The 19853-nt window shown below is 36.7% G+C and carries 21 protein-coding genes; 11 read left to right on the top strand and 10 right to left on the bottom strand.

Features of this window, described 5'->3' with window-relative positions; genetic code table 11:
• Positions 1–22: 22 nt before the first annotated feature.
• Both lpxK and PQ459_00295 read left to right on the top strand, forming a co-directional pair.
• Positions 23–1048 carry a tetraacyldisaccharide 4'-kinase gene (gene lpxK, locus PQ459_00300; protein WDF46935.1) on the top strand — a complete coding sequence of 342 codons (1026 nt, stop codon included), beginning with the start codon at positions 23–25 and terminating at the stop codon, positions 1046–1048.
• Positions 1032–1844, top strand: coding sequence for a purine-nucleoside phosphorylase (locus tag PQ459_00295; GenBank protein WDF46934.1), 813 nt, complete (start codon positions 1032–1034; stop codon positions 1842–1844). Before lpxK ends, PQ459_00295 begins: the two co-directional genes overlap by 17 nt.
• A 57-nt stretch (positions 1845–1901) precedes the next feature.
• On the opposite strand, the gene PQ459_00290 is transcribed toward PQ459_00295, so the two are convergent.
• From PQ459_00290 to PQ459_00260, 7 genes are all read right to left on the bottom strand, one after another.
• A complete protein-coding gene (locus PQ459_00290; protein WDF46933.1) occupies positions 1902–2387 on the bottom strand; it encodes a hypothetical protein in 486 nt (161 codons plus the stop codon).
• 286 nt (positions 2388–2673) lie between these two features.
• A complete protein-coding gene (gene sucC / locus PQ459_00285) occupies positions 2674–3867 on the bottom strand; it encodes an ADP-forming succinate--CoA ligase subunit beta (protein WDF46932.1) in 1194 nt (397 codons plus the stop codon).
• 238 nt (positions 3868–4105) lie between these two features.
• Positions 4106–4366, bottom strand: coding sequence for a hypothetical protein (locus PQ459_00280; GenBank protein WDF46931.1), 261 nt, complete (start codon positions 4364–4366; stop codon positions 4106–4108).
• Positions 4367–4720 carry a hypothetical protein gene (locus PQ459_00275; GenBank protein WDF46930.1) on the bottom strand — a complete coding sequence of 118 codons (354 nt, stop codon included), beginning with the start codon at positions 4718–4720 and terminating at the stop codon, positions 4367–4369.
• Entirely contained in the window at positions 4721–5107 is a 387-nt protein-coding gene (locus PQ459_00270; GenBank protein WDF46929.1) for a DUF423 domain-containing protein, read from the bottom strand.
• 3 nt (positions 5108–5110) lie between these two features.
• Positions 5111–5440, bottom strand: a complete 330-nt coding sequence (locus PQ459_00265; protein WDF46928.1) for a hypothetical protein — start codon at positions 5438–5440, stop codon at positions 5111–5113.
• Between the two features lie 223 nt (positions 5441–5663).
• A complete protein-coding gene (locus PQ459_00260; GenBank protein WDF46927.1) occupies positions 5664–6992 on the bottom strand; it encodes a hydroxymethylglutaryl-CoA reductase, degradative in 1329 nt (442 codons plus the stop codon).
• Between the two features lie 107 nt (positions 6993–7099).
• Here PQ459_00260 and PQ459_00255 point away from each other — a divergent pair, with 107 nt between their 5' ends.
• The 6 genes from PQ459_00255 (at position 7100) to PQ459_00230 (ending at position 11896) form a co-directional block, all read left to right on the top strand.
• Positions 7100–8206, top strand: coding sequence for a hypothetical protein (locus tag PQ459_00255; protein ID WDF46926.1), 1107 nt, complete (start codon positions 7100–7102; stop codon positions 8204–8206).
• 131 nt (positions 8207–8337) lie between these two features.
• On the top strand, positions 8338–9594 hold the full coding sequence (locus tag PQ459_00250) for a putative DNA modification/repair radical SAM protein (protein ID WDF46925.1): 1257 nt from the start codon (positions 8338–8340) through the stop codon (positions 9592–9594).
• A 135-nt stretch (positions 9595–9729) separates the two neighbouring features.
• A complete protein-coding gene (locus PQ459_00245) occupies positions 9730–9966 on the top strand; it encodes a type II toxin-antitoxin system ParD family antitoxin (protein ID WDF46924.1) in 237 nt (78 codons plus the stop codon).
• On the top strand, positions 9959–10255 hold the full coding sequence (locus PQ459_00240; GenBank protein ID WDF46923.1) for a type II toxin-antitoxin system RelE/ParE family toxin: 297 nt from the start codon (positions 9959–9961) through the stop codon (positions 10253–10255). Before PQ459_00245 ends, PQ459_00240 begins: the two co-directional genes overlap by 8 nt.
• Positions 10256–10324: 69 nt before the next feature.
• A complete protein-coding gene (locus PQ459_00235) occupies positions 10325–11137 on the top strand; it encodes a tetratricopeptide repeat protein (protein ID WDF46922.1) in 813 nt (270 codons plus the stop codon).
• Positions 11138–11896 carry a TIGR03915 family putative DNA repair protein gene (locus tag PQ459_00230; GenBank protein WDF46921.1) on the top strand — a complete coding sequence of 253 codons (759 nt, stop codon included), beginning with the start codon at positions 11138–11140 and terminating at the stop codon, positions 11894–11896.
• Between the two features lie 3 nt (positions 11897–11899).
• Here the strand turns inward: PQ459_00230 and PQ459_00225 are convergent, their stop codons facing one another.
• The gene (locus PQ459_00225; protein WDF46920.1) at positions 11900–13927 is read right to left on the bottom strand and encodes a TonB-dependent receptor; all 2028 of its coding nucleotides are present in this window, start codon (positions 13925–13927) and stop codon (positions 11900–11902) included.
• A gap of 144 nt (positions 13928–14071) precedes the next feature.
• Between PQ459_00225 and PQ459_00220 the strand changes: the two genes are divergently transcribed.
• The 3 genes from PQ459_00220 to PQ459_00210 all read left to right on the top strand — a co-directional run bounded on the left by PQ459_00220 (position 14072) and on the right by PQ459_00210 (position 17505).
• A complete protein-coding gene (locus tag PQ459_00220) occupies positions 14072–14581 on the top strand; it encodes a YceI family protein (protein WDF46919.1) in 510 nt (169 codons plus the stop codon).
• A gap of 510 nt (positions 14582–15091) precedes the next feature.
• Positions 15092–15919, top strand: coding sequence for a 4,5-DOPA dioxygenase extradiol (gene ygiD, locus PQ459_00215; protein WDF46918.1), 828 nt, complete (start codon positions 15092–15094; stop codon positions 15917–15919).
• 416 nt (positions 15920–16335) lie between these two features.
• Complete coding sequence (locus tag PQ459_00210) at positions 16336–17505, top strand: hypothetical protein (protein WDF46917.1); 1170 nt, start codon at positions 16336–16338, stop codon at positions 17503–17505.
• Here PQ459_00210 and PQ459_00205 read toward each other — a convergent pair whose 3' ends face one another.
• Both PQ459_00205 and hutH read right to left on the bottom strand, forming a co-directional pair.
• On the bottom strand, positions 17506–17952 hold the full coding sequence (locus PQ459_00205; GenBank protein ID WDF46916.1) for a GNAT family N-acetyltransferase: 447 nt from the start codon (positions 17950–17952) through the stop codon (positions 17506–17508).
• A gap of 92 nt (positions 17953–18044) precedes the next feature.
• Positions 18045–19532 (bottom strand): histidine ammonia-lyase, encoded by a 1488-nt coding sequence (hutH, locus tag PQ459_00200; protein ID WDF46915.1) that lies wholly within the window; start codon positions 19530–19532, stop codon positions 18045–18047.
• Positions 19533–19853 lie beyond the last annotated feature (321 nt).

Raw genomic sequence — 19853 nt, 5'->3', positions numbered from 1 at the left:
GAAATCCCTATTTTTGCAGTCTATGAAAAGATGGTATCTCTACCCCTTTTCCCTAGGTTATCATCTCGGCACTTCTATTAGAAACCGGATGTATGATTGGGGATTATTTTCTTCTTCGAAATTCCGAACACCCATAATAGGTGTTGGCAATCTGTCGGTTGGAGGCAGTGGAAAATCGCCTATGGTAATGTATCTTGCAGAGTATCTGTCCAAATATTACAGAACCGGCGTCCTGTCTCGTGGCTACGGAAGAATCACCAAAGGCTACGGCATTGTAAACTACGAAAGTAATTACAAGCTCGTTGGCGACGAGCCAATGCAGTTGTTTGAGCGTTTCAGAAATCGCTTCGTCATAGGCGTTTGTGAAGATCGTGTTTTCGGTGCTAAAAAAATTATTGAGGATATGGATCTGGAGGTATTGCTTCTGGATGATAGCTATCAGCACCGTGCGATAAAACCTGGCATGAATCTCCTGTTGACAGATTACAATGATCCTTATTTCAAAGATTTCATTCTACCTGCTGGTGATTTGAGAGAAAGCCGCCACGGGATGAATAGAGCCAACATTATCATGGTTACCAAATGTCCGGATGATCTTACTGAAGAAAAAAAACAGTATTACATTTCCAGGATCCGACCACAGCATTATCAAAAAGTATTTTTTTCTGCGATTGCCTATGACGAAAATATTATGGGAATCGATAGCATGATGCCGGTGAAAAATCTCGATTACTATGATGTTTTGTTAATCACAGGTATTGCAAATCCTTCTCAGTTGCTGAAAGAGATTTCTAAATACAACAAAAAAGTTAAGCATCTGCAGTTTAAAGATCATCACAGTTTTACAGATGATGACATCAAAAAAATATCGGCTGAGTACAAGAAACTTGGCGAATACAAGGTAATCCTGACGACTGAGAAAGATTATGTACGCCTCAAGACTTTTGATTATCTTCGAAACAAGATTTTTTATTGGCCAATCAATGTAGAGATTGACAAGCGCGAAGAGTTTAACCAGATCATTCAAAACTATGTTAGAAAAGTATAAAGAAACAGCAGAATTTATCAAGAGCATTATCGGGGAAACACCGGATTTTGCAATTGTATTGGGTTCTGGTTTAGGAAAACTTCAGCACGAGGTAGAGGCGATTCATACTTTAGATTATAAAGATATTCCCAATTTCCCACAGACAACAGTTGTTGGTCACGGCGGAAAATTAATCTACGGAATTCTGGAAGGCAAAAAAGTTTTGATGATGAGCGGCCGTTTTCATTATTACGAAGGTCATTCGATTGAAACCGTCACTTTTCCATTCAGAGTTTTTCATTTGTTGGGAATTAAAAATCTAATCCTTTCCAATGCTTGCGGCGGCGTGAATCCGAACTTCAAAGTGGCAGATATTATGATTGTAACAGATCATATCAATATGTTGCCAGAACATCCACTAAGAGGTAAAAATATCGACGAATTCGGACCACGTTTCGTAGATATGAGTGAACCTTACAATCGCAAGATGATTCAATTGGCTAAGTCAATTGCTGTAGAAGAAAATATTGATGTCAAAGAAGGTGTTTATGTGGCTTTATCAGGACCAACTTTTGAAACACCAGCAGAATACGGCATGATTAAAGCAATTGGCGGAGATGCAGTCGGAATGAGTACTGTTCCGGAAGTGATTGTTGCAAAACATCAGGGAATGGATTGTTTCTGTTTGTCGATCATTACCGATCTTGGCGGACCGGATATTGCCTTTGCAGTTTCTCACGAGGAAGTTTTGGAAGCAGCAAACAAAGCGATGCCAAATGTGATTAAGCTTGTAAAAGGTTTGGTTAAGAATTACTGACCTCATTTAAAATAAATTATTAAGACAGCTTTTTGGCTGTCTTTTTTTTTTTTACGTTTATTTCGATTTTTTCTTTAATGCAACACTATCTTTTTCAGGCATTTTTGCAACAGAATCATTTTCGATGAGCGCTTCTCCCATTACATAATCATTATTTTTTGAAAGAATATCTTCTTCTGCCAATACAACGCCAGTCGTAGCGACACTACTTTCTTTTTCTTTAGCACAACCTGTTAGGAATAGTATTAATGAAAATAAGCCCAGCGAAATTCTATTATTCTGAAAACTCGCAGGAATATATTTGAAAAACTTGTCTTTCAATTTTAAAGTTTTCGAATCTTCAATATTTAACTGATAATTGTAGAATCTTCCGCAAACACTTTCATTTGATTTTTCTTCAATGATTTGTTGAATTTCCTGAGTGTTCTTTTCTGTAAAATCTATCACGCATTTGCTACAGACATAGCAGAATTTGCCTTTTTCTTCTGGATTCATTTCGTGCCAGTTCTCCGAGCAAGGATTTGGAATGTAGATATTTTTCATCGTTTCAGTCTAAGGTATTGAATTAAAAAACCGTTCCTAAATTTGAAACGGTGTTCTTTCTTATTTTATTTTGGAAAATATTATATTAAATGGAAATGAGACTTGAGAAACCAAATTCTACATTATTGTGAACCTCGCAGCCCGACTTTAACGGAGCTCATTTTTTGCGGCGGGAAATGCGGCGGGAAAAATAGCGGGAGTGGAAGGCGGAAAAGCTGCCCAAATGAAGACACAAAAAAATCCGCTCAAAAAATTGAACGGATCTGATATTTATTTTAGAAAATTCTTAGCTAGCAAGAACTTCTTTTACTTTGTTTGCAGCTTCGTCCAAAGTAATTGCAGAGTGAACAGGAAGTCCAGACTCGTCAATTAGTTTTTTAGCTTCTACAGCGTTGGTTCCTTGCAATCTTACGATCAATGGCACTGGAAGGCTTCCCATTGCGTGGTAAGCGTCTACAACACCTTGCGCCACTCTGTCGCATCTTACGATCCCTCCGAAGATGTTGATCAAGATCGCTTTTACGTTCGGGTCTCTCAAGATGATTCCGAAAGCAGTCTGAACTCTCTGTGCATCAGCAGTTCCACCTACGTCCAAGAAGTTTGCAGGATTTCCGCCAGATAATTTGATGATATCCATAGTTGCCATTGCAAGACCAGCTCCGTTTACCATACAAGCCACGTTTCCGTCCAACTTCACGAAGTTAAGTCCAGCTTCGCCAGCTTCTACGTCCAATGGATCTTCTTCTCTTGTATCTCTCAATTCAGCAAGGTCTTTGTGACGGAACAATGAGTTGTCGTCCAAAGTTACTTTTGCATCTACAGCGATAATTTTGTTGTCAGAAGTCTTTAGAACCGGGTTGATTTCGAAAAGAGAGGCATCGATCCCGATGTAAGCGTTGTAAAGAGACGTGATGAATTTTGTGAATTCTTTGAAAGCATTCCCTTCAAGACCAAGTCCGAAAGCAATTTTTCTAGCCTGGAAACCTTGCAATCCGTAAGCCGCATCAATCACTTCTTTGTGGATCAAGTGAGGCGTCACTTCTGCAACGTGCTCGATGTCCATCCCACCTTCTGTAGAATAAACGATCGTGTTTTTTCCTAAAGCTCTGTCTAGAAGGATAGAAACATAAAATTCTTTAGTTTCAGATTCTCCAGGATAATATACATCTTCAGCTACCAAAACAGAATGTACTTTTTTACCTTCAGAAGAAGTCTGAGGTGTGATCAATTGCATTCCGATGATGTTTCCAGCGTTTTCTTTCAGTTTGTCCATATTTGGAGAGAACTTTACACCGCCACCTTTTCCTCTACCACCAGCGTGGATCTGAGCTTTTACCACCCAAGCTTGCGCTCCAGTTTCAGCAGTAAGTTTTTCGGCAGCAGACACAGCTTCGTCCACATTGTTTGCAACAAAACCACGTTGGATATTAACCCCGTATTTTGCTAAAATCTCTTTTGATTGATACTCGTGAAGATTCATAATATATTATTGATTAATTTTTAGATTTTATAAGATTCACAAATTTAAGAAAAAGTGTCGAATTACATTACATAAATGTCTGATTGAAATCAGTTTTCACTATTATCTGGGTGTGTCCCTCGCCAGCGCCAAGTTCCAGCCGCTCGGGTCGCTACGACCGCTGCAATTCCTCATTCCTTGGCTTTGGCCAGCGCGTATTCCGGGATTTCCGCTAACATCGCTCACACAGCTTGGGTTTTCAGTAGTTCCTTCCAACTTCTTTACAAAGTTCCAGATATTCTTTCGGCATATTCGAAGAGCCAAATCCGGTCTCATAATACTCATCCGAATGCGGAATGTAAATGCTGTATTTCTTACTGAACGGAAAAATCGGAATGAAAAACAACTCGAAATAATTTTTGTAGACCGACACAATAGCATTCGCCATAAAGCCATTTTTCAAGACTTTACGGTCTTCTTTTCCCACGAGTTTGGTTTTGATTCCGAAGATGAAGAACATTTATTGATTTGATTTTTTATATTTCCTTAATTGGCTTCTATTGATGATTTGAGTTTCATTTAACATTGTTATTCTAAAAGAATCTTCTCTTTTTTGAATTATTAACTGTAGTGATTTTTTAGAAAATTTCCATTTGCCAAATAGAATACTTTTGTCAATTTCATCGAACCCACTATAATGATTTTCCTTTCTAAAGGTAGAATCTTTGTACAAGACTAAGCTGTCACGTTCAATGTAATTTTTATAATGATTTGCAAATTTTTCTTTTTTAATTAATACATAAATAGAATGTATTTTCTGGCCTTTAATAAAGCCAAAAGAAAGAACTAAAAAAAGAAAAACTAATAGTTTCATTTAAAATTTAGCCTTGGCAAAATACCAGATCAACATTCCCCAACTGATGATCATAAACAATCCGCCAAGAGGTGTGATTGGTCCAAGGAATTTAAGATTAACGCCCCAAACATCCTGAAAAGCCAGGCAATAAATGCTCACAGAAAATATAAAAGTTCCCGCGATCATCAAGATGGAAATCCATTTCTCAGAAGTCGTTTCGAATTTTAGAATATAACCTACAATCAAAAGGAAAAACGCCGCATACATTTGATAACGAACACCCGTTTCAAAGCTTTCCAGTCTTTCGATTGATAATATTTTTTTGAAGGCGTGCGCGCCAAATGCACCAAGAACTACGGACAATAAACCGTAGATTCCGCCGATGATCAGAGTTAAGTTTTTCATAATTTAATTTTTACAAATTTCTTCTATTTTATGATTTAAATTAATTTCCCATTCTTCATTTCTATTTTCGTTATCTACTTTCAATAAGTTAAATATGTTATCAATTTTTTCTATAGTTTCTTCTCTAAAAGAAATCGCTTCTTGTTCGGAACTACAAAAATAAGTGTGAAACATCAGGTTGTAAATTCCGATTGTTACAGAAAAAGATGCAATGTTGCCATCTTGTTCAATTGTTATTCTCGCACCATTGCTATTTTCAAAGTCTGAAAGAATAATTCCTCCTTCAGAACCTTTTTTACCAATTGAATTAGAATTGTCGAAGATATACCACATTTATTTTACCTAATTTTTAATACTGCAATGACTGACGGTTTCTACAATTTATAATTCCCCTTTTTGATTTAAAATAACAATTTCCCCAACCAATGTGATGATTCCCAAGATAATGAACAGCCAAGAAAACCGCTTCGAACTTGCGAATCCGGGATTGTTTGTCGTTTTCAGAAATATTCCGAAAATCAAGATTAATGCTGATAATGCGAGTCCAAACATAAATCTATTTATTTCTCAATTTTTCCAACTCCGAAATCACCTCGTGATGGCTCACCGTCTTGTCTTTGAAGTAGGTCACAAAATGCTGTTTCTCCTCTTCTGTCGCACCAAATTGATTCAAAATGTTGAAAAGGTGCATTTTCATATGACCTTTCTGGATTCCTGTCGTCACCAAAGAACGAAGCGCTCCAAAATTCTGCGCCAATCCGGAAACCGCCAAAATACTCATCAATTCCTGAGCAGATGGTTTTCCAAGAAGAGCCAATGAGAATTTCACCAACGGATGAAGATTCGTCAATCCGCCAACCACACCAACCGAAATTGGCAAGTCAATCCAAAATCTGAAAATCCCATTGTCCGTGGTGCAATGTGTCAGCGAAGAATACTTCCCGTTTCGCGCAGCATAAGCGTGTGCACAAGCTTCCGTCGCTCGGAAATCATTTCCAGTCGCGATAACTACTGCATCGACACCATTCATAATCCCTTTGTTGTGCGTCGTCGCTCTGTAAGGTTCGATTTCTGCAATCGTCACCGCACGTTTGAATTTCCACGCAAATTCTTCGTTGGAGATGCCACTATCATCCTTCAAATCTTCAATTTTGCAGGAAACTTCGGCTCTTACAATGCAATCCGGCGTGTAATTGGAAAGGATATTCATCACGATTTGCAACGAATCCTTTTCTTCCTGAGAGAAACTTTCCTCGTTGGCAACTTCTTCTTTCAAAGTTTTTCCGAATTGTTCCAGACAAGAATTAATGAAATTCGCGCCCATAGAATCCACGGTATCAAAACTCGCTTTCAATTGGAAATAATCTTCCAGCTCAGCCGTTTTGTCGATGAGCTTGATATTCAGAATTCCGCCACCTCGGTTGCGCATATTTTTGGTAATATCTTCCGTGGCCTCCAACAATTTTTTCTTCAGTTTAAAATTGAAAAAATGAAGAAGTTTATGAGCTTCGGTCTTGAAGATAAAATGCGTGTGACCCAGTTTTTCTGTATTGATAATCGTTGTTTTGAAACCACCTTTGTCAATCCAGAATTTTGCCGCTTTACTCGCTGCAGCCACTACAGAACTTTCTTCAACGGCCATTGGAAGAGCCAAAAGTTTTCCGTCAATCAGGAAGTTTGGAGCAATTCCGTAAGGCATAAAGAAATTGGAAATTGTGTTTTCCGAGAATTCGTCGTGCAGTTTTTGCAGGTCTGGATTTTCGTTCCAATATTGAGTGAGAACCGTTTCGTGTTCTTTGTTTCCGTCGAGATATTCTTTGATTAGCCAATCGATTTTTCCCTGTTTTGACAATTTGGAAAAACCTTCAACCGGTTGATGGTTCATAGTAAAATTTTATGTTTGTAAAGATAAGGATTTTGGGAGATTTTTGAGGATTGGTTTGTATATTTGTTTGCTACGTAAAATAATCTAAAGACTAAAAAAACAACATAATGAAAGAATTTTTGAGCAAATTAATTGATAGAAATTTACAAAGAAAAAGAGAGTCTGGTATAACTTCTTATGTCTTATATTCACTTGTTATTCTCACAGCCTACAAATTATTTGGATGTATAGAATTTTTACTTATTGATTCTATATTTGAATTTGATAATTTACCACTAACGGTTTGTTTGATTGCATTTTTATTTAATATGCTTTTTATAAATGGAAGTTTTTTCTATTATTTGTTTCCCAATCTTAAAAATTTTAAACATCTGAAAGTAATTAAGAATGAAAATCTCGATAATTATCAAATTTTAAGTTTGTTTGTTTCGTTTCCCTTAGGCTTACTGTTGAATTTATATCTGTTTTTTTCTCCATTAACAAAGGATTGGAAGCTATTAACATATGCTATAATATTTTTTATTGCATATATTTTGGGTTGCATAATGAGCTTCTATTTATATTTAAATAATAACGTTAGTTCACCTCCAACGATACAAAGTCATAAACAAAAATCAGAAAATAGGATTATTTTCTTATTGATAATTTTAAGTATTATTATTAATTCCTCGTCATTTTATTTTATTTACAACATTTCTATTGAATACAAAGTTGAGATAATAAAAATCTCAATTCTAATATATTTATTATACGCAATTTTTGAAAAAATATTACAAGTTAATGCATTGGATAACTATTATTCTAAATTAGAAGATTTTGAATATGAAATTAAATTACGTGATTTGCCAGAAGAACAAATTAAAAAGGAGTTTCAAGAAAAATTTTCAGGATTTTTAGTTAATGATTGGATTGCAAATCAATATAGAATTTTCACGTCTAGAAAATTTGAATTAGAAGAAACGATTAATTATTATAATTCATTAGCGCAAGATTTGGAATCCGAATATTCTTCAAGTGAAAAAGATACTTTTTATTTTAAAAAATCTAATGATATTAAAAATGGATTTAATATTGGTGTAAATAAATTTAAAAATCTATTTATGAGTCAAATACAAGAATTGGAAGACATGTCTTTTACAAATTGTGATGATTTGGAAATATACGAAAGACAAAAAATTCAAGAACTCATTAAAGAAATAAAGAATGAACTTTGATTATCTAAACATTATTATCAATAATTATAATAGTAACTTAATTGACAAAAACTATCAAAATTGTAATTAATTGGACTTATTTTTGACGTAAATTTAGAGCCTAATTCTTCTAAATAAAATCCCCCAAAAATATGAACTTCGACCGCACAAAAGAAAAACTGGAAATACTTGCCGATGCTGCCAAGTACGACGTTTCCTGCTCATCAAGTGGCGGAAAAAGGAAAAATAATGGGGGATTGGGCGATAGTTCTGCCAGTGGAATTTGTCACACTTATACGGAGGATGGGCGATGTGTTTCGCTTCTCAAAATCCTTTTGACCAATCACTGCATTTACGATTGCATCTACTGCGTTTCCAGAAAATCGAATGACATCAAACGCGCCGCCTTCACGGTGGAAGAAGTGGTGGATTTGACCATCAGTTTTTACCGTCGGAATTACATCGAAGGTTTGTTCCTGAGTTCCGGGATTTTCAAAGATGCGGATACGACGATGGAACGTTTGGTTCGTGTCGCGAAAAAATTAAGAAACGAACATAACTTCAACGGTTACATTCACCTCAAATCAATTCCTGGAGCAAGTGATATTCTGATGCAGGAAGCCGCACTTTACGCAGACCGACTTTCCGTAAACCTAGAAATTCCGACTGAATCTGGCCTCAAACTTTTGGCGCCTGATAAAAATCGGGAAGATATGCTGCAACCAATGCGAATCGTTCAAAAAGGAATTCAACAATACAAAGACGAGAAGAAAATCATCAAAAGCGTTCCGAAGTTTGCTCCAGCAGGACAATCTACACAAATGATTGTAGGCGCAACCAACGAAAACGATTTGCAAATCATCAAAGTCGCCGACCATTTCTACCAAAATTACGGAATGAAACGCGTCTATTATTCGGGTTATATTCCTGTCACGTCGGACAATCGCTTGCCAGCAATCACGGCGGAAGTGCCTGTTTTGAGGGAAAATCGTTTGTATCAATCCGATTGGTTGATGCGTTTCTATGGTTTCAAAGCGGATGAGATTTTGGATTCCAATATGCCGTTTCTGGATTTGGAAGTGGACCCTAAATTAAGTTGGGCATTGCGTCACTTAGACCAATTTCCAGTCAATCTTCAAACGGCGGATTATAAAATGATTCTCAGAATTCCGGGAATTGGTGTGAAAACGGCGATGAAGATTGTTAGCTCCAGACGTTTCCAGGTTTTGAATATTGATAATTTGAAAAAGTTAGGTGCAGCTGTCAATCGTGCGAAATATTTCATAGATTTCAGTTACGGCAATCCATTCTTGAAACATTTGACCGATTTGAATTTGAGAAAATTAATTATCGGCGGAAGTCAATCCAAATTCCAAAATCAATTTTCCCAGCAGTTGACTTTGTTTTAAATATTGGGCTTCGAGAGTCTCAGCCTGAGAAACAGGAAATAATATTGCTTTTCAAATTATAAAAGAATTATTTTTTATTATGTCCATATTTGCTAAATTTGGATATTAATTGTAATTTCGAGGAAAGAATTTAAAATGAATGTCAGTTTCACAAAAAAGCAGGAAAATTATATTTCCGAACAGATAGAGTCTGGAGATTTTCAGAATGCCAGCGAGGTTGTACGTGATGCTTTGCGTCTCCACGAAGTTTATCGCCATCGCATAATTCAGGATTTGAGAAATGAAATTGAGAAAGGTTGGGATGGTAATTCAAGTTCAAGGTCGATAAAAGAAATCATCAAATCCAAGAAGAAAGATAATAGCAATGTCTAAAGAATTCTATATTCTATCAGAAATTGCTAATGAAGATTTGGAAGATATTTTCGATTATACGATGAATGAATTTGGATTTGAACAAGCGGAAAAATATCTCACTGAGATTGAAGACGTTTTTCAAAGTTTGCTTACAAATCCAGAATTAGGGAAAACGCGAAATGAAATAAAAATAGGTTTGTACAGCTTTCCAAAAGACCATCATCTCATTTTCTACAGGATTTTGGACAATCATATCCGAATTGTAAGAGTGTTCCACGGAAGTCGAGATGTTCCGAGATATTTTTAGTTTTAAATTTCAGAATCAGTTTTCACAGCAGTTGACTTTGTTTTAAATATTATCTTTACAGAAAAAACTATGAAATCAATTTTTACTTATTTATCGATTCTGTTTTTCGGAATTTTAACTGCTCAATCATCTTCTCCTGAAATAAAAAAATGTTTGAATGAAAAAGATTATCATTGTGCTGAAAAACTCACAAAAGAATTTATAGCAAAGGAAAAAAATCCTCTTAAGCTTGCACAACATTATTCAAATTTGGGAATGATTGTCCGAAGAATGAATAAATACGATGAAGCTCTTATTTACTTGAATAAAGCGATACAGTATGATAATTCGTATGTATTTCCCTATCTGAATCGAGGCTTTTTATATTTTAATATGAATAAGCTTGATGAGAGTTTGACTGATTATAATAAAGCGCTGGAATTAGAACCAAACAATGATAAAGCTTTAACTAATAGGGCGAAAGTTTATGATAAGCAGGGAAAATATGATTTGGCAATCAAAGATGTAGAGAAAGCAATCAAAATAAATCCTAAATCAATCGAGGCTTTTGTGAGTCTTGCTCTTATAAAAAAACATCAAGGAAAGATAGATGAAGCGTTAAATGATTTTTCTAATCTCATCAATCAATATCCAAATGATGAAATATTATATAATAATCGAGCAGACATTTATAACACTCAAAAAAAGTATACAGAGGCACTAAATGATATAGAAAAATCTATTTCAATCGATTCAAAATATACGATTGCTTATGTAACAAAAGGAGAAATTCTACAAAATCAAAATAAAAAAAAGGAAGCTTGCGAAAACTTTGCAAAAGCACTTGCTCTAGGATTTGATAAAAGTAAAATTGAAAACTCAACTAAAGATTGCAATAAATAATTGGTAACCCTCCTCTACGACGGCAGTTTCGACGGACTTTTAACCACAGTATTCGAAGTTTTTGAATACAAGTATAAAGACGTGGAAATCCGAAACAGAGAAAGATTCCAGCAGGAAAATATGTTCGCCGAAATGCACGAGGTTGTGACGCAAAACGAAAAATCTGACCGCGTTCTAAAGAAATTAGAAACAAGCATTGGAAAATCCGGCATCAAACAATTGCTGATGGTTTTTCTCTCAGAACTTCCGGAATCTGAAGATTTAATATTTTCTGCCATCAAGCAATCGATTAAAAGTCCGGATGATAATGTCTTGCAGAATTTCGCCAACGATGACATTCTTCAAATCTCAAAAATCTGTAAATCAGTAAGTAGAGAAAGACATCGGATGACAGCATTCGTCAGGTTTGAGAAAATGAAGGACGATATTTATTTCGCCAAAATCGACCCTGATTTTGATGTTCTGCCTTTGATTCGCAAACATTTCAAAGACCGATACGCCGACCAAAAATGGATGATTTATGACCTCAAACGCCATTACGGATTGTTTTATGACTTAGAGAATTGCGAATTTTTCTACCCGGATTCATCATTCAATCTGAATCAATATCAGCAGAAATTCCACGAGGAAGAGATTAATTATCAGGAACTTTGGAAAAGTTATTTCACGAAGACCAATATCAAGGAACGAAAAAATATCAAACTCCACGTTCAGCACGTTCCGAAACGTTATTGGAAATATTTGACTGAGAAATTTTAAATTTTACAATTGAATATTTGCGCCCACCACAAAATTCCGTTTTGCCGACGGATTGTAAAACCGGTTTCCAAAAGCATTAATGTCAAATCCCAAAACATAGTCCTCATTGTACAAATTCTGAATTTGGAAAAACAAATCCAGCCTTGATTTTTCGAATTTAATAGGATATCGGAATTGAATGTTCGAAACCAAACTAGGTTCGGACCAAACAGAATTCGCGTCCGTCAAAGGAATTTTTGAAGTCAAAAATTGAGAATAATCTATAGATAATTTTTTAAAGAACGTAAAATTCAGCAAACTGTTGATGGTGGTTTTTGGAACGCCGGTCAAAGCATTTCCTGAAAAGTCCGAAGTTCCCTGAACATAATTTTTAAATTTAAAATCATAAAGGCTTCCCGAAAATCTGAATTTGAAATGACTCAAAATCTCATTCTTCAAATCAAATCTTTTCGATTCCAAGAGAAATTCCCAACCTTTCTGAACCGTGTTTCCCTGATTCACAAAATATTCCTGTCCGGCGTCATTCTGTCTTCGAACAATCGCATCTTTCATTCGGAAATCAAAATAATTCAGTTCCACAAAAACCGTATTCCCAAATTGTTTCCGCACGCCAATTTCCTTATTCCAGCCATATTCCGGAACGAGATTGAGGTTGAATTCCTGATTGGAAGAGCGAATCTCCTCATTCGTCGGCGCCGAATTTCCTTTCCCGATTTTCCCTCTCACAGAAAATCCTTTGTCCAAAACATAGGTCATCCCAAAATTGGGCAACCATTGGTTTTTGAACTTCACATTTCCAGTTTCAGAAGTCGGGAAAATCTTTTCCCATTTGTAAGAATTCGAATTTAAACTAATGGAAATATCAGTAAACAACCGCTCATTAAAATTCAATTTCTGCGACAGAAAATAGAATCCGGAATTGTTTCTCAGCTTATCAAAATTCTGAGGATTGCCTTCTGTTCCAAGATTATTATTAAAGTTTTTAATATAAATTGGATTGGTCGCACCTTCGTAACCCAATCGCCATTCGGCAGAAACTCTGTCCCAATTTTTCTCATAATTGAAATGCGTTCTCAAGGCATAATTGCTTTCAAATCGGTTTTCAAAATTGGTGATAAAAGGATTTTCAAAATCTACATAAGAACCTTGAACCAAAACAAAATGCGAAAGTCCGTTCGTCAATTGATATTGATTGGACAGTCCGGCCAAAATCATTTTATTTCGAATTCCTGCATTTTGTTCTTTCGCTCCTGGAAGCGTTGCGGTAGCTGGTCTGGCTTGTTTTCTGTTGGCGTCCATTTGTGCCAAAGTCAGTCCGCCAGGCGTTTCATAATCCAAATCGGAGAAGAGTAGCATCGCCTTCAGTTCGCCTTTGTCAGAATATTTGAAATTATCTTTGATGAAAATCTGTTTTCGCTCAACCGCCGATTGTTCTCGGTAAGAATCTGTTCTGTAATAATTTTGATAAACCTGAAAAAAGTGCTTTCCTAATTGCTTTGAAAAATTAATACTTTCATTAAAAGTCCCATAACTTCCAGACGAAAGATTTAAGGATAAGTCATCAGAATTCTGAGTTTGAAGCAACAAAGTTCCACCAGTCACCGCACCAAAATCACCACTTTCCGGACCTTTGTAAATCTCGATTTTATGAATTAAATCCGGCGAAATCTGATTAAAATAAGTATTCCCAGAAGCATCGGACAAAATAAAATCATCCAAATAAACTTTCACATTCCGAACACCAAAAGGCGAACGCAAGGAACTGCCTCGCACCGCAATCCGATAACTTCCCGGCGAACGTTCTTCCATTCTCGCACCAGCGATTTGGTTCACAGATTCCAGCAAACGGTCTGGCGGATTCTGAGAAAGCAGATTTTCCGAAACCACAGAAACGGATTTGGTAGAGGCAATAAATGAAACCGGTTTTTTGTAAGCATCAATTTTAACTTCCGAAATCAAAGCCACAGAATCGCTCTTCTGGGAAAAATAAAACACGGTGGAAAATAGGAATAGGAAGGAAAGTTTTTTCATTGTTCTCAACACAGAAATCTTTGTGCCGAAACAAGGCAATCGTTAAAAAATTCACAAAAAAGTAATTCTTAACTTACATCAATGTGAGGCGGAGCTCGGCGCTATAAATTTGCACTATAATTAATCAACAAAATATTAAAAATTATGGCAACTAAATGGTTATTAGACCCAACGCATAGCGAAATCACTTTCAAAGTAAAACACCTGATGATTTCCAACGTGAAAGGAGAATTCACAACTTTCAACGCAGAGATCGACGCAGAAGATGACACGTTCGCAAGCGCAAAAGTTTCCGCTTTCATCGACACAGATTCTATCTTCACCAACAATACAGACAGAGACAATCACCTGAAATCTGCAGATTTCTTCAACGCAGAAGCCAACCCGAAAATCACTTTCGAAGCTTCCACTTTGAACGGCGATGTGACTGGAAACCTAACATTGAACGGCGTTACCAAAGAAATCACTTTGGACGTGGACTTCGGCGGAATCAATTCTGACCCTTGGGGCAACACCAAAGCAGGTTTCTCATTCGAAGGAAAAATCAAAAGAAGCGACTTCGGTTTGACTTGGAACGCAGCCTTGGAAACAGGCGGTGTGATGGTGAGCGAAGACGTGAAAATTGCAGGAGAACTGCAGTTCGTAAAGCAATAATACATCATAGTATTTTTATAGTTTGAGTTTTTTAAAGTGTGAACAAAGGCAACTTTGTTCACGCTTTTTTGATTTCAATTGTAATGATTTGGGCAGCTTTTCCGCCTTCCGTTCCCGCTTTTTTGCCATTGCGATAGACGGAAAGCAATCAATAGGAATTTTCTACAATCGCAATGACAAAAAGAGCTCCACTCAAGTCGGGCTGCAGATTCGACATAAAAACAAGCTTTGTCAAAAACACGAAATTTGCTCTTCCACAGGAAACCTAACGAAATGGTTTACGAAGTCATCTCGACAGTTTAGATTCCTACGGAATGACAATATTGTGTCAATAAAAATCTGCTTAAATCAGCCAAATCTGCGAGAAAAATTTAATTAAAATTATTTTCCCAACCCTCAAGGGAGTAATTTTAATCAAATTTTCAAATTATTTTCTCCCTTTAGGGTTGGGGTGAAAAAATGATTTGAAAATACATTTTACATCAATACATTTTACTTTTTACAAAAAAAATGAACATCAACGACCTTTCCAACATCTCCGATAACTTCAAAACCACACAAAAAATGCCCGTCCTTTTCCTTGGACACGGCTCTCCTATGAACGCCATCGAAGAAAATATTTTTGTGCAAGGATTTAGAAATATCAGCAAAGAGATTCCGAAACCGAATGCCATCATTTGTATTTCTGCGCATTGGTTTACCAACGGCACATTTGTCACAGCGATGGAACTTCCGAAGACCATCCACGATTTTGGAGGTTTTCCGCAAGCCTTATTTGATGTTCAGTATCCCGCAAAAGGAAATACAGAATTGGCGAAGGAAACTGCAGAATTGTTGTCTCCTGTTTTGGTGGAAGAAGACCACAATTGGGGATTGGATCACGGCGCGTGGTCGGTTCTTCGGCATCTTTATCCTGATGCTGATATTCCGGTCATTCAGTTGAGTATTGATTACACAAAACCACCACAATATCATTTTGACTTAGCTAAGAAATTGTCCAAACTACGAGAAAAAGGAATTCTAATTATTGGAAGTGGAAACATCGTTCATAACCTCAGATTGATCGACTGGAAAAACATTGACACTGTAGGCGCTGGCTGGGATTGGGCGATAGAAGCGAGAGAAAAAACCAACAATTGGCTTTTGGATGGTGATTTCCAAAAACTCATCGATTATCAAAAACAAGGCACATTTTTGCAATACGCCGTTCCAACGCCCGACCATTATCTGCCATTGATCTATAATCTCGGACTGAAAGATAGATCAGAACAACTTTCGTTATTCAATGATTCTTTGATTGGCGGTTCATTGAGTATGACTTCGATAAAAATAGGATGAGTATTAAGAAAATTCGGAAAACCATTCCGATAAGACACGAAACTGTTTTGTTGAGATTTTCAACCTGTTAGTTATGACAACTAAGCATTTTGTTTAGACGAACAACCGTTTAGTTGGGGCGTTCAAGCATTTAGTTGGGGTAATCAAGTACTTAGTTGAAGCAATCAACCACTCAGTGAAGACGAACAACCGCTCTGTTGAGGCGTACAACCACTCCGTGAAGGCAATCAAGTACAATTTATTGAATTTCAGTACTTTATGGATGGTTTTACAAAGTAGCGAAAAAGGAAATTTTCCTTATTTAAACTTTCGAATGACTTAAAACGCACGACAACTTTTGTGACTATTGTGGTTTAATGCATATTTCGACGAAATCCTTTTTTTATTTATTAAATTCGGAGTTCAAAATATATCACGTGAGGTTTTTACAATTCTTAATATTCTTCTTTGGAACTCTCTTTCTCTATTCCCAAACCATTTCGGGGAAAATACAAACGGAAAGTGGTTCAGCCATTTCGAATGTGAATGTGTACCTGGATGGAACAAAGGTATCGTCGGTTTCCAATGGCGACGGAAATTTTCAGTTGGATGTACAGGGACAGAAAAGTGGAAATATCATCTTTCAAAAAGATAATTATGAGACCAGCATCTTTCCATTAGAAAAGGCAATTGGGAAATCTGTGAAAGTCATCATCAATCCCGTCAGTGAAATCGAGGAAGTCGTTATCATTCCATATACAGAGCAGGCTTACAAAGATTTTATTAATTATTTCCTAGACCAGTTTATTGGATTTGATAGGGATGATGTGAGAATCAAAAACCAACGGACGCTTAAGTTTTCTTACGACAAGAAAAATCAATTTCTGAAAGTGAAAGCACCACAAACGTTGGTCATAGAAAATAAGAAATTGGGTTACACGATCCAATATAATCTGATCAATTTCCAAGCGGACTTCAAAGCGAAAAGTACAAGTTATCTGGGAACATCATTCTTCAAAGAGACCAGTTTCAGAAAGAAGATCACTCTCAATCGGATGAATGCTTACAAAGGTAGTGTGATGCATTTTTTGAGAAGTCTCTATCAAAACGAACTGGAAAAGGAAGGTTTCATCGTCAATCACGCCAAGCGGATCCCAAACCCAGAATATCCTTCTGAAGCCGAATTGCAGAGACTTAACGATCATTTTGCCATTAAGAAAACACAAAACTCGACCTTGCCTTGGACCGATGAGTTGGAAGCGATTGCGCAAAAGAAAAATAAAAACTCCGAATTTCTGATGGCCATCCTGAAAACCAAAATGAAAGAGTCAGAATTTACGAAGCGTCAAGATGAACGCTTGTTCTTAGATTTTGAAGATCTGCTTCAGGTCAATTATCAGAAATATTATTACGAGGTCAAGAAGGGCGAATTTGTGAGATCTTCTGGCGTGGTAACGCAATCATCATTCGTGCATCCGGAAGCTATGCAATTCGAGATCTTTCCGGAAGGCAATATTTCTGAACCTGATCTGTTGATCTTAGAAGGCGATTTCTCCAGACAGAATATTTCAAAAATGTTGCCTTTGGACTATCAGTTTGGGGATTGATTATAAAGTTTTCTCAAAGCAAACGCTGTTTTCCACGCCTGCATATTGACCATAATTTGGGATAACTTTATAACCACATTTTTGATAAAGTGCAACCGCTTCGGTTTGTCTTTTCCCCGTTTCGAGAATTGTTTTTTCGTAACCTAATTCTTTAGTCCAAGTTTCTAATTCTTTTAAAATAGCAGAAGCCAAACCTTTTCCTCGTTCCTCCGGAAGCGTGAACATTCTTTTGACTTCCATCGATTTTTCATCAAAAGCTTTTATTGCGCCACAAGCAACGGTCTCATCATTATCAAAAATGACGATACAGTTTTTTAGCGAATCAATTTTGTTGTATTGATCATAAAAACCGTGTTCATCACCATCTATTATGGCGAGATAAGCGTCAAGCTGTTTTACGAGATTTTGGAAATCTTGGTTTTCGGAAGTGGTGTGAAGGATGTTCATTAATATAAAAGATGATTAAATGTGCTTGACTCCGCTCAGTAGGATTTATCAAATAAGAAAAACGTGTCAGTCTGAGCGGAGTCGAAGACTTTTTAATTGACAATTAGTTTTCTTTCTCTGATCAACTCGGCAATTTTCAAAATATCCTCACCAATCAATCGGTCATTTTCCAATTTCGGAACGACAGAACGAATAATTGCATAATTCTTCTCAACAATTTCTGAGCAAACTGCAGGTCTTCTGAATTCCAGACCTTGAGCGCCAAACATCAATTCAATCGCCAAAATATTTTCAAGATTTCCAAGAATTTGATTGAATTTTCTTCCCGAAATACTTCCCATAGAAACGTGATCTTCCTGACCTAAACTTGTCGGTATAGAATCTGCAGAAGCAGGGAAACAAAGCGTTTTGTTCTCTGTAACCAACGCTGCACTTGTATATTGCGGAATCATAAAGCCGGAATTGAGTCCAGAACTTTCTACTAATAACTTAGGTAAACCATATTTTCCTTCCAACAAAAGATAACTTCTTCGGTCAGAGATATTTCCAAGTTCAGCTGCTGCCAATGAACAATAATCCAGAGGCAAAGCCATCAATTGTCCGTGGAAATTCCCGCCTGAGATGGATTCTTCTGCACTCAGAATGATTGGATTGTCGGTTACAGAATTCAGTTCTGTGTCTGCCATTTGTTTCAAATGTTCGAAGGCATTTCTGCTGGCGCCGTGAACTTGCGGTACACATCTCATAGAATATGGATCCTGAACGCGGTCGCAGAATTCGTGGGACTTAAGATTGTCGGAATCCTTCAGGAAGTTTCGCATTCTTTCTGCCACTTTTCGGCTTCCGTCAAACGGACGAATGTCGTGCAATTCTTTTTTGAAAGGACTTGCAGAACCTCGATAAGCTTCAAGGCTCATTGCCGCAGTCAAGTCGGCCAGATCCAAAAGATATTCAAATTTTGATAATCCAACGATGGCGTGAGCGAGGATGAATTGCGTTCCATTGATCAATCCCAAACCTTCTTTTGGACCAAGTTTCAAAGGTTGAATATTGTGCTTTTCTAAAACTATAGCTGTTTCAACCGTTTTATCATTTTCCCAAACCTGGCCTAATCCCAAAAGTGGCAAAACCAAATGTGCCAAAGGCGCCAGATCTCCCGAGGCTCCAACAGAACCTTGCTCCGGAACAACAGGAATAATGTCTTTCTCCAACATCAATATCAATCGCTCTATCACGTCCAAAGAAACACCCGAAAATCCTTTTGACAAAGCGTGAACCTTGGCAATCATCATTATTTTTGAAATATTCTTATCAATCGGTTTTCCAACACCAACGGCGTGAGAAATGATGAGGTTGTGCTGAAGTTGCGCTGTTTCCGATTCTGATATTTTGGTGTCGCAAAGCGGTCCGAATCCTGTATTGATACCGTAAACCGTCCTGTCAGAAGCTACAATTTTTTGAACATTCTTTTGCGATCTTATAATTTGTTCTTTTGATTTTTCACTGAGTTTTGCAAGCGATGGATTTTTTGCTATTGCCAAAACATCTTGATATCCAAGCGTATCGATTCCGTAGATCATTACTAAAAAATTTTGCCTAAAAATACACTTTTCGGGAAGAACGTAAGAATGATTTTGTATTTTATCAATCAATATTCATTGTTCAGGAAGAAAGAGATATAAGTTAACCAATAAGTCCAATATAAAAAGGGAATAAGACTTAAGATTAGCCAAAGTAAATTCCACTTTTTGGTTTCACGAAATTCGAGGAAAGTAAATAACGAGTTAATAAATGAAAAGAGAATTGTAAATCCGTGTAAAATCATCGAAGTATTAATCCCGATTTGCCAAACAATTCTCAACTCTGAATATCGTAGGGAATTTCCTAGAATGCGTGGAATA

This window comes from Chryseobacterium sp. KACC 21268 (assembly GCA_028736075.1).
GTDB lineage: Bacteria > Bacteroidota > Bacteroidia > Flavobacteriales > Weeksellaceae > Epilithonimonas.
This window is presented reverse-complemented; position numbering and strand designations above follow the sequence as displayed.

Coding starts and splice junctions, on each gene's coding strand:
- lpxK (WDF46935.1), top strand. CDS start 23: ATGAAAAGATGGTATCTCTACCCCTTTTCCCTAGGTTATCATCTCGGC.
- PQ459_00295 (WDF46934.1), top strand. CDS start 1,032: ATGTTAGAAAAGTATAAAGAAACAGCAGAATTTATCAAGAGCATTATC.
- PQ459_00290 (WDF46933.1), bottom strand. CDS start 2,387: ATGAAAAATATCTACATTCCAAATCCTTGCTCGGAGAACTGGCACGAA.
- sucC (WDF46932.1), bottom strand. CDS start 3,867: ATGAATCTTCACGAGTATCAATCAAAAGAGATTTTAGCAAAATACGGG.
- PQ459_00280 (WDF46931.1), bottom strand. CDS start 4,366: ATGTTCTTCATCTTCGGAATCAAAACCAAACTCGTGGGAAAAGAAGAC.
- PQ459_00275 (WDF46930.1), bottom strand. CDS start 4,720: ATGAAACTATTAGTTTTTCTTTTTTTAGTTCTTTCTTTTGGCTTTATT.
- PQ459_00270 (WDF46929.1), bottom strand. CDS start 5,107: ATGAAAAACTTAACTCTGATCATCGGCGGAATCTACGGTTTATTGTCC.
- PQ459_00265 (WDF46928.1), bottom strand. CDS start 5,440: ATGTGGTATATCTTCGACAATTCTAATTCAATTGGTAAAAAAGGTTCT.
- PQ459_00260 (WDF46927.1), bottom strand. CDS start 6,992: ATGAACCATCAACCGGTTGAAGGTTTTTCCAAATTGTCAAAACAGGGA.
- PQ459_00255 (WDF46926.1), top strand. CDS start 7,100: ATGAAAGAATTTTTGAGCAAATTAATTGATAGAAATTTACAAAGAAAA.
- PQ459_00250 (WDF46925.1), top strand. CDS start 8,338: ATGAACTTCGACCGCACAAAAGAAAAACTGGAAATACTTGCCGATGCT.
- PQ459_00245 (WDF46924.1), top strand. CDS start 9,730: ATGAATGTCAGTTTCACAAAAAAGCAGGAAAATTATATTTCCGAACAG.
- PQ459_00240 (WDF46923.1), top strand. CDS start 9,959: ATGTCTAAAGAATTCTATATTCTATCAGAAATTGCTAATGAAGATTTG.
- PQ459_00235 (WDF46922.1), top strand. CDS start 10,325: ATGAAATCAATTTTTACTTATTTATCGATTCTGTTTTTCGGAATTTTA.
- PQ459_00225 (WDF46920.1), bottom strand. CDS start 13,927: ATGAAAAAACTTTCCTTCCTATTCCTATTTTCCACCGTGTTTTATTTT.
- PQ459_00220 (WDF46919.1), top strand. CDS start 14,072: ATGGCAACTAAATGGTTATTAGACCCAACGCATAGCGAAATCACTTTC.
- ygiD (WDF46918.1), top strand. CDS start 15,092: ATGAACATCAACGACCTTTCCAACATCTCCGATAACTTCAAAACCACA.
- PQ459_00205 (WDF46916.1), bottom strand. CDS start 17,952: ATGAACATCCTTCACACCACTTCCGAAAACCAAGATTTCCAAAATCTC.
- hutH (WDF46915.1), bottom strand. CDS start 19,532: ATGATCTACGGAATCGATACGCTTGGATATCAAGATGTTTTGGCAATA.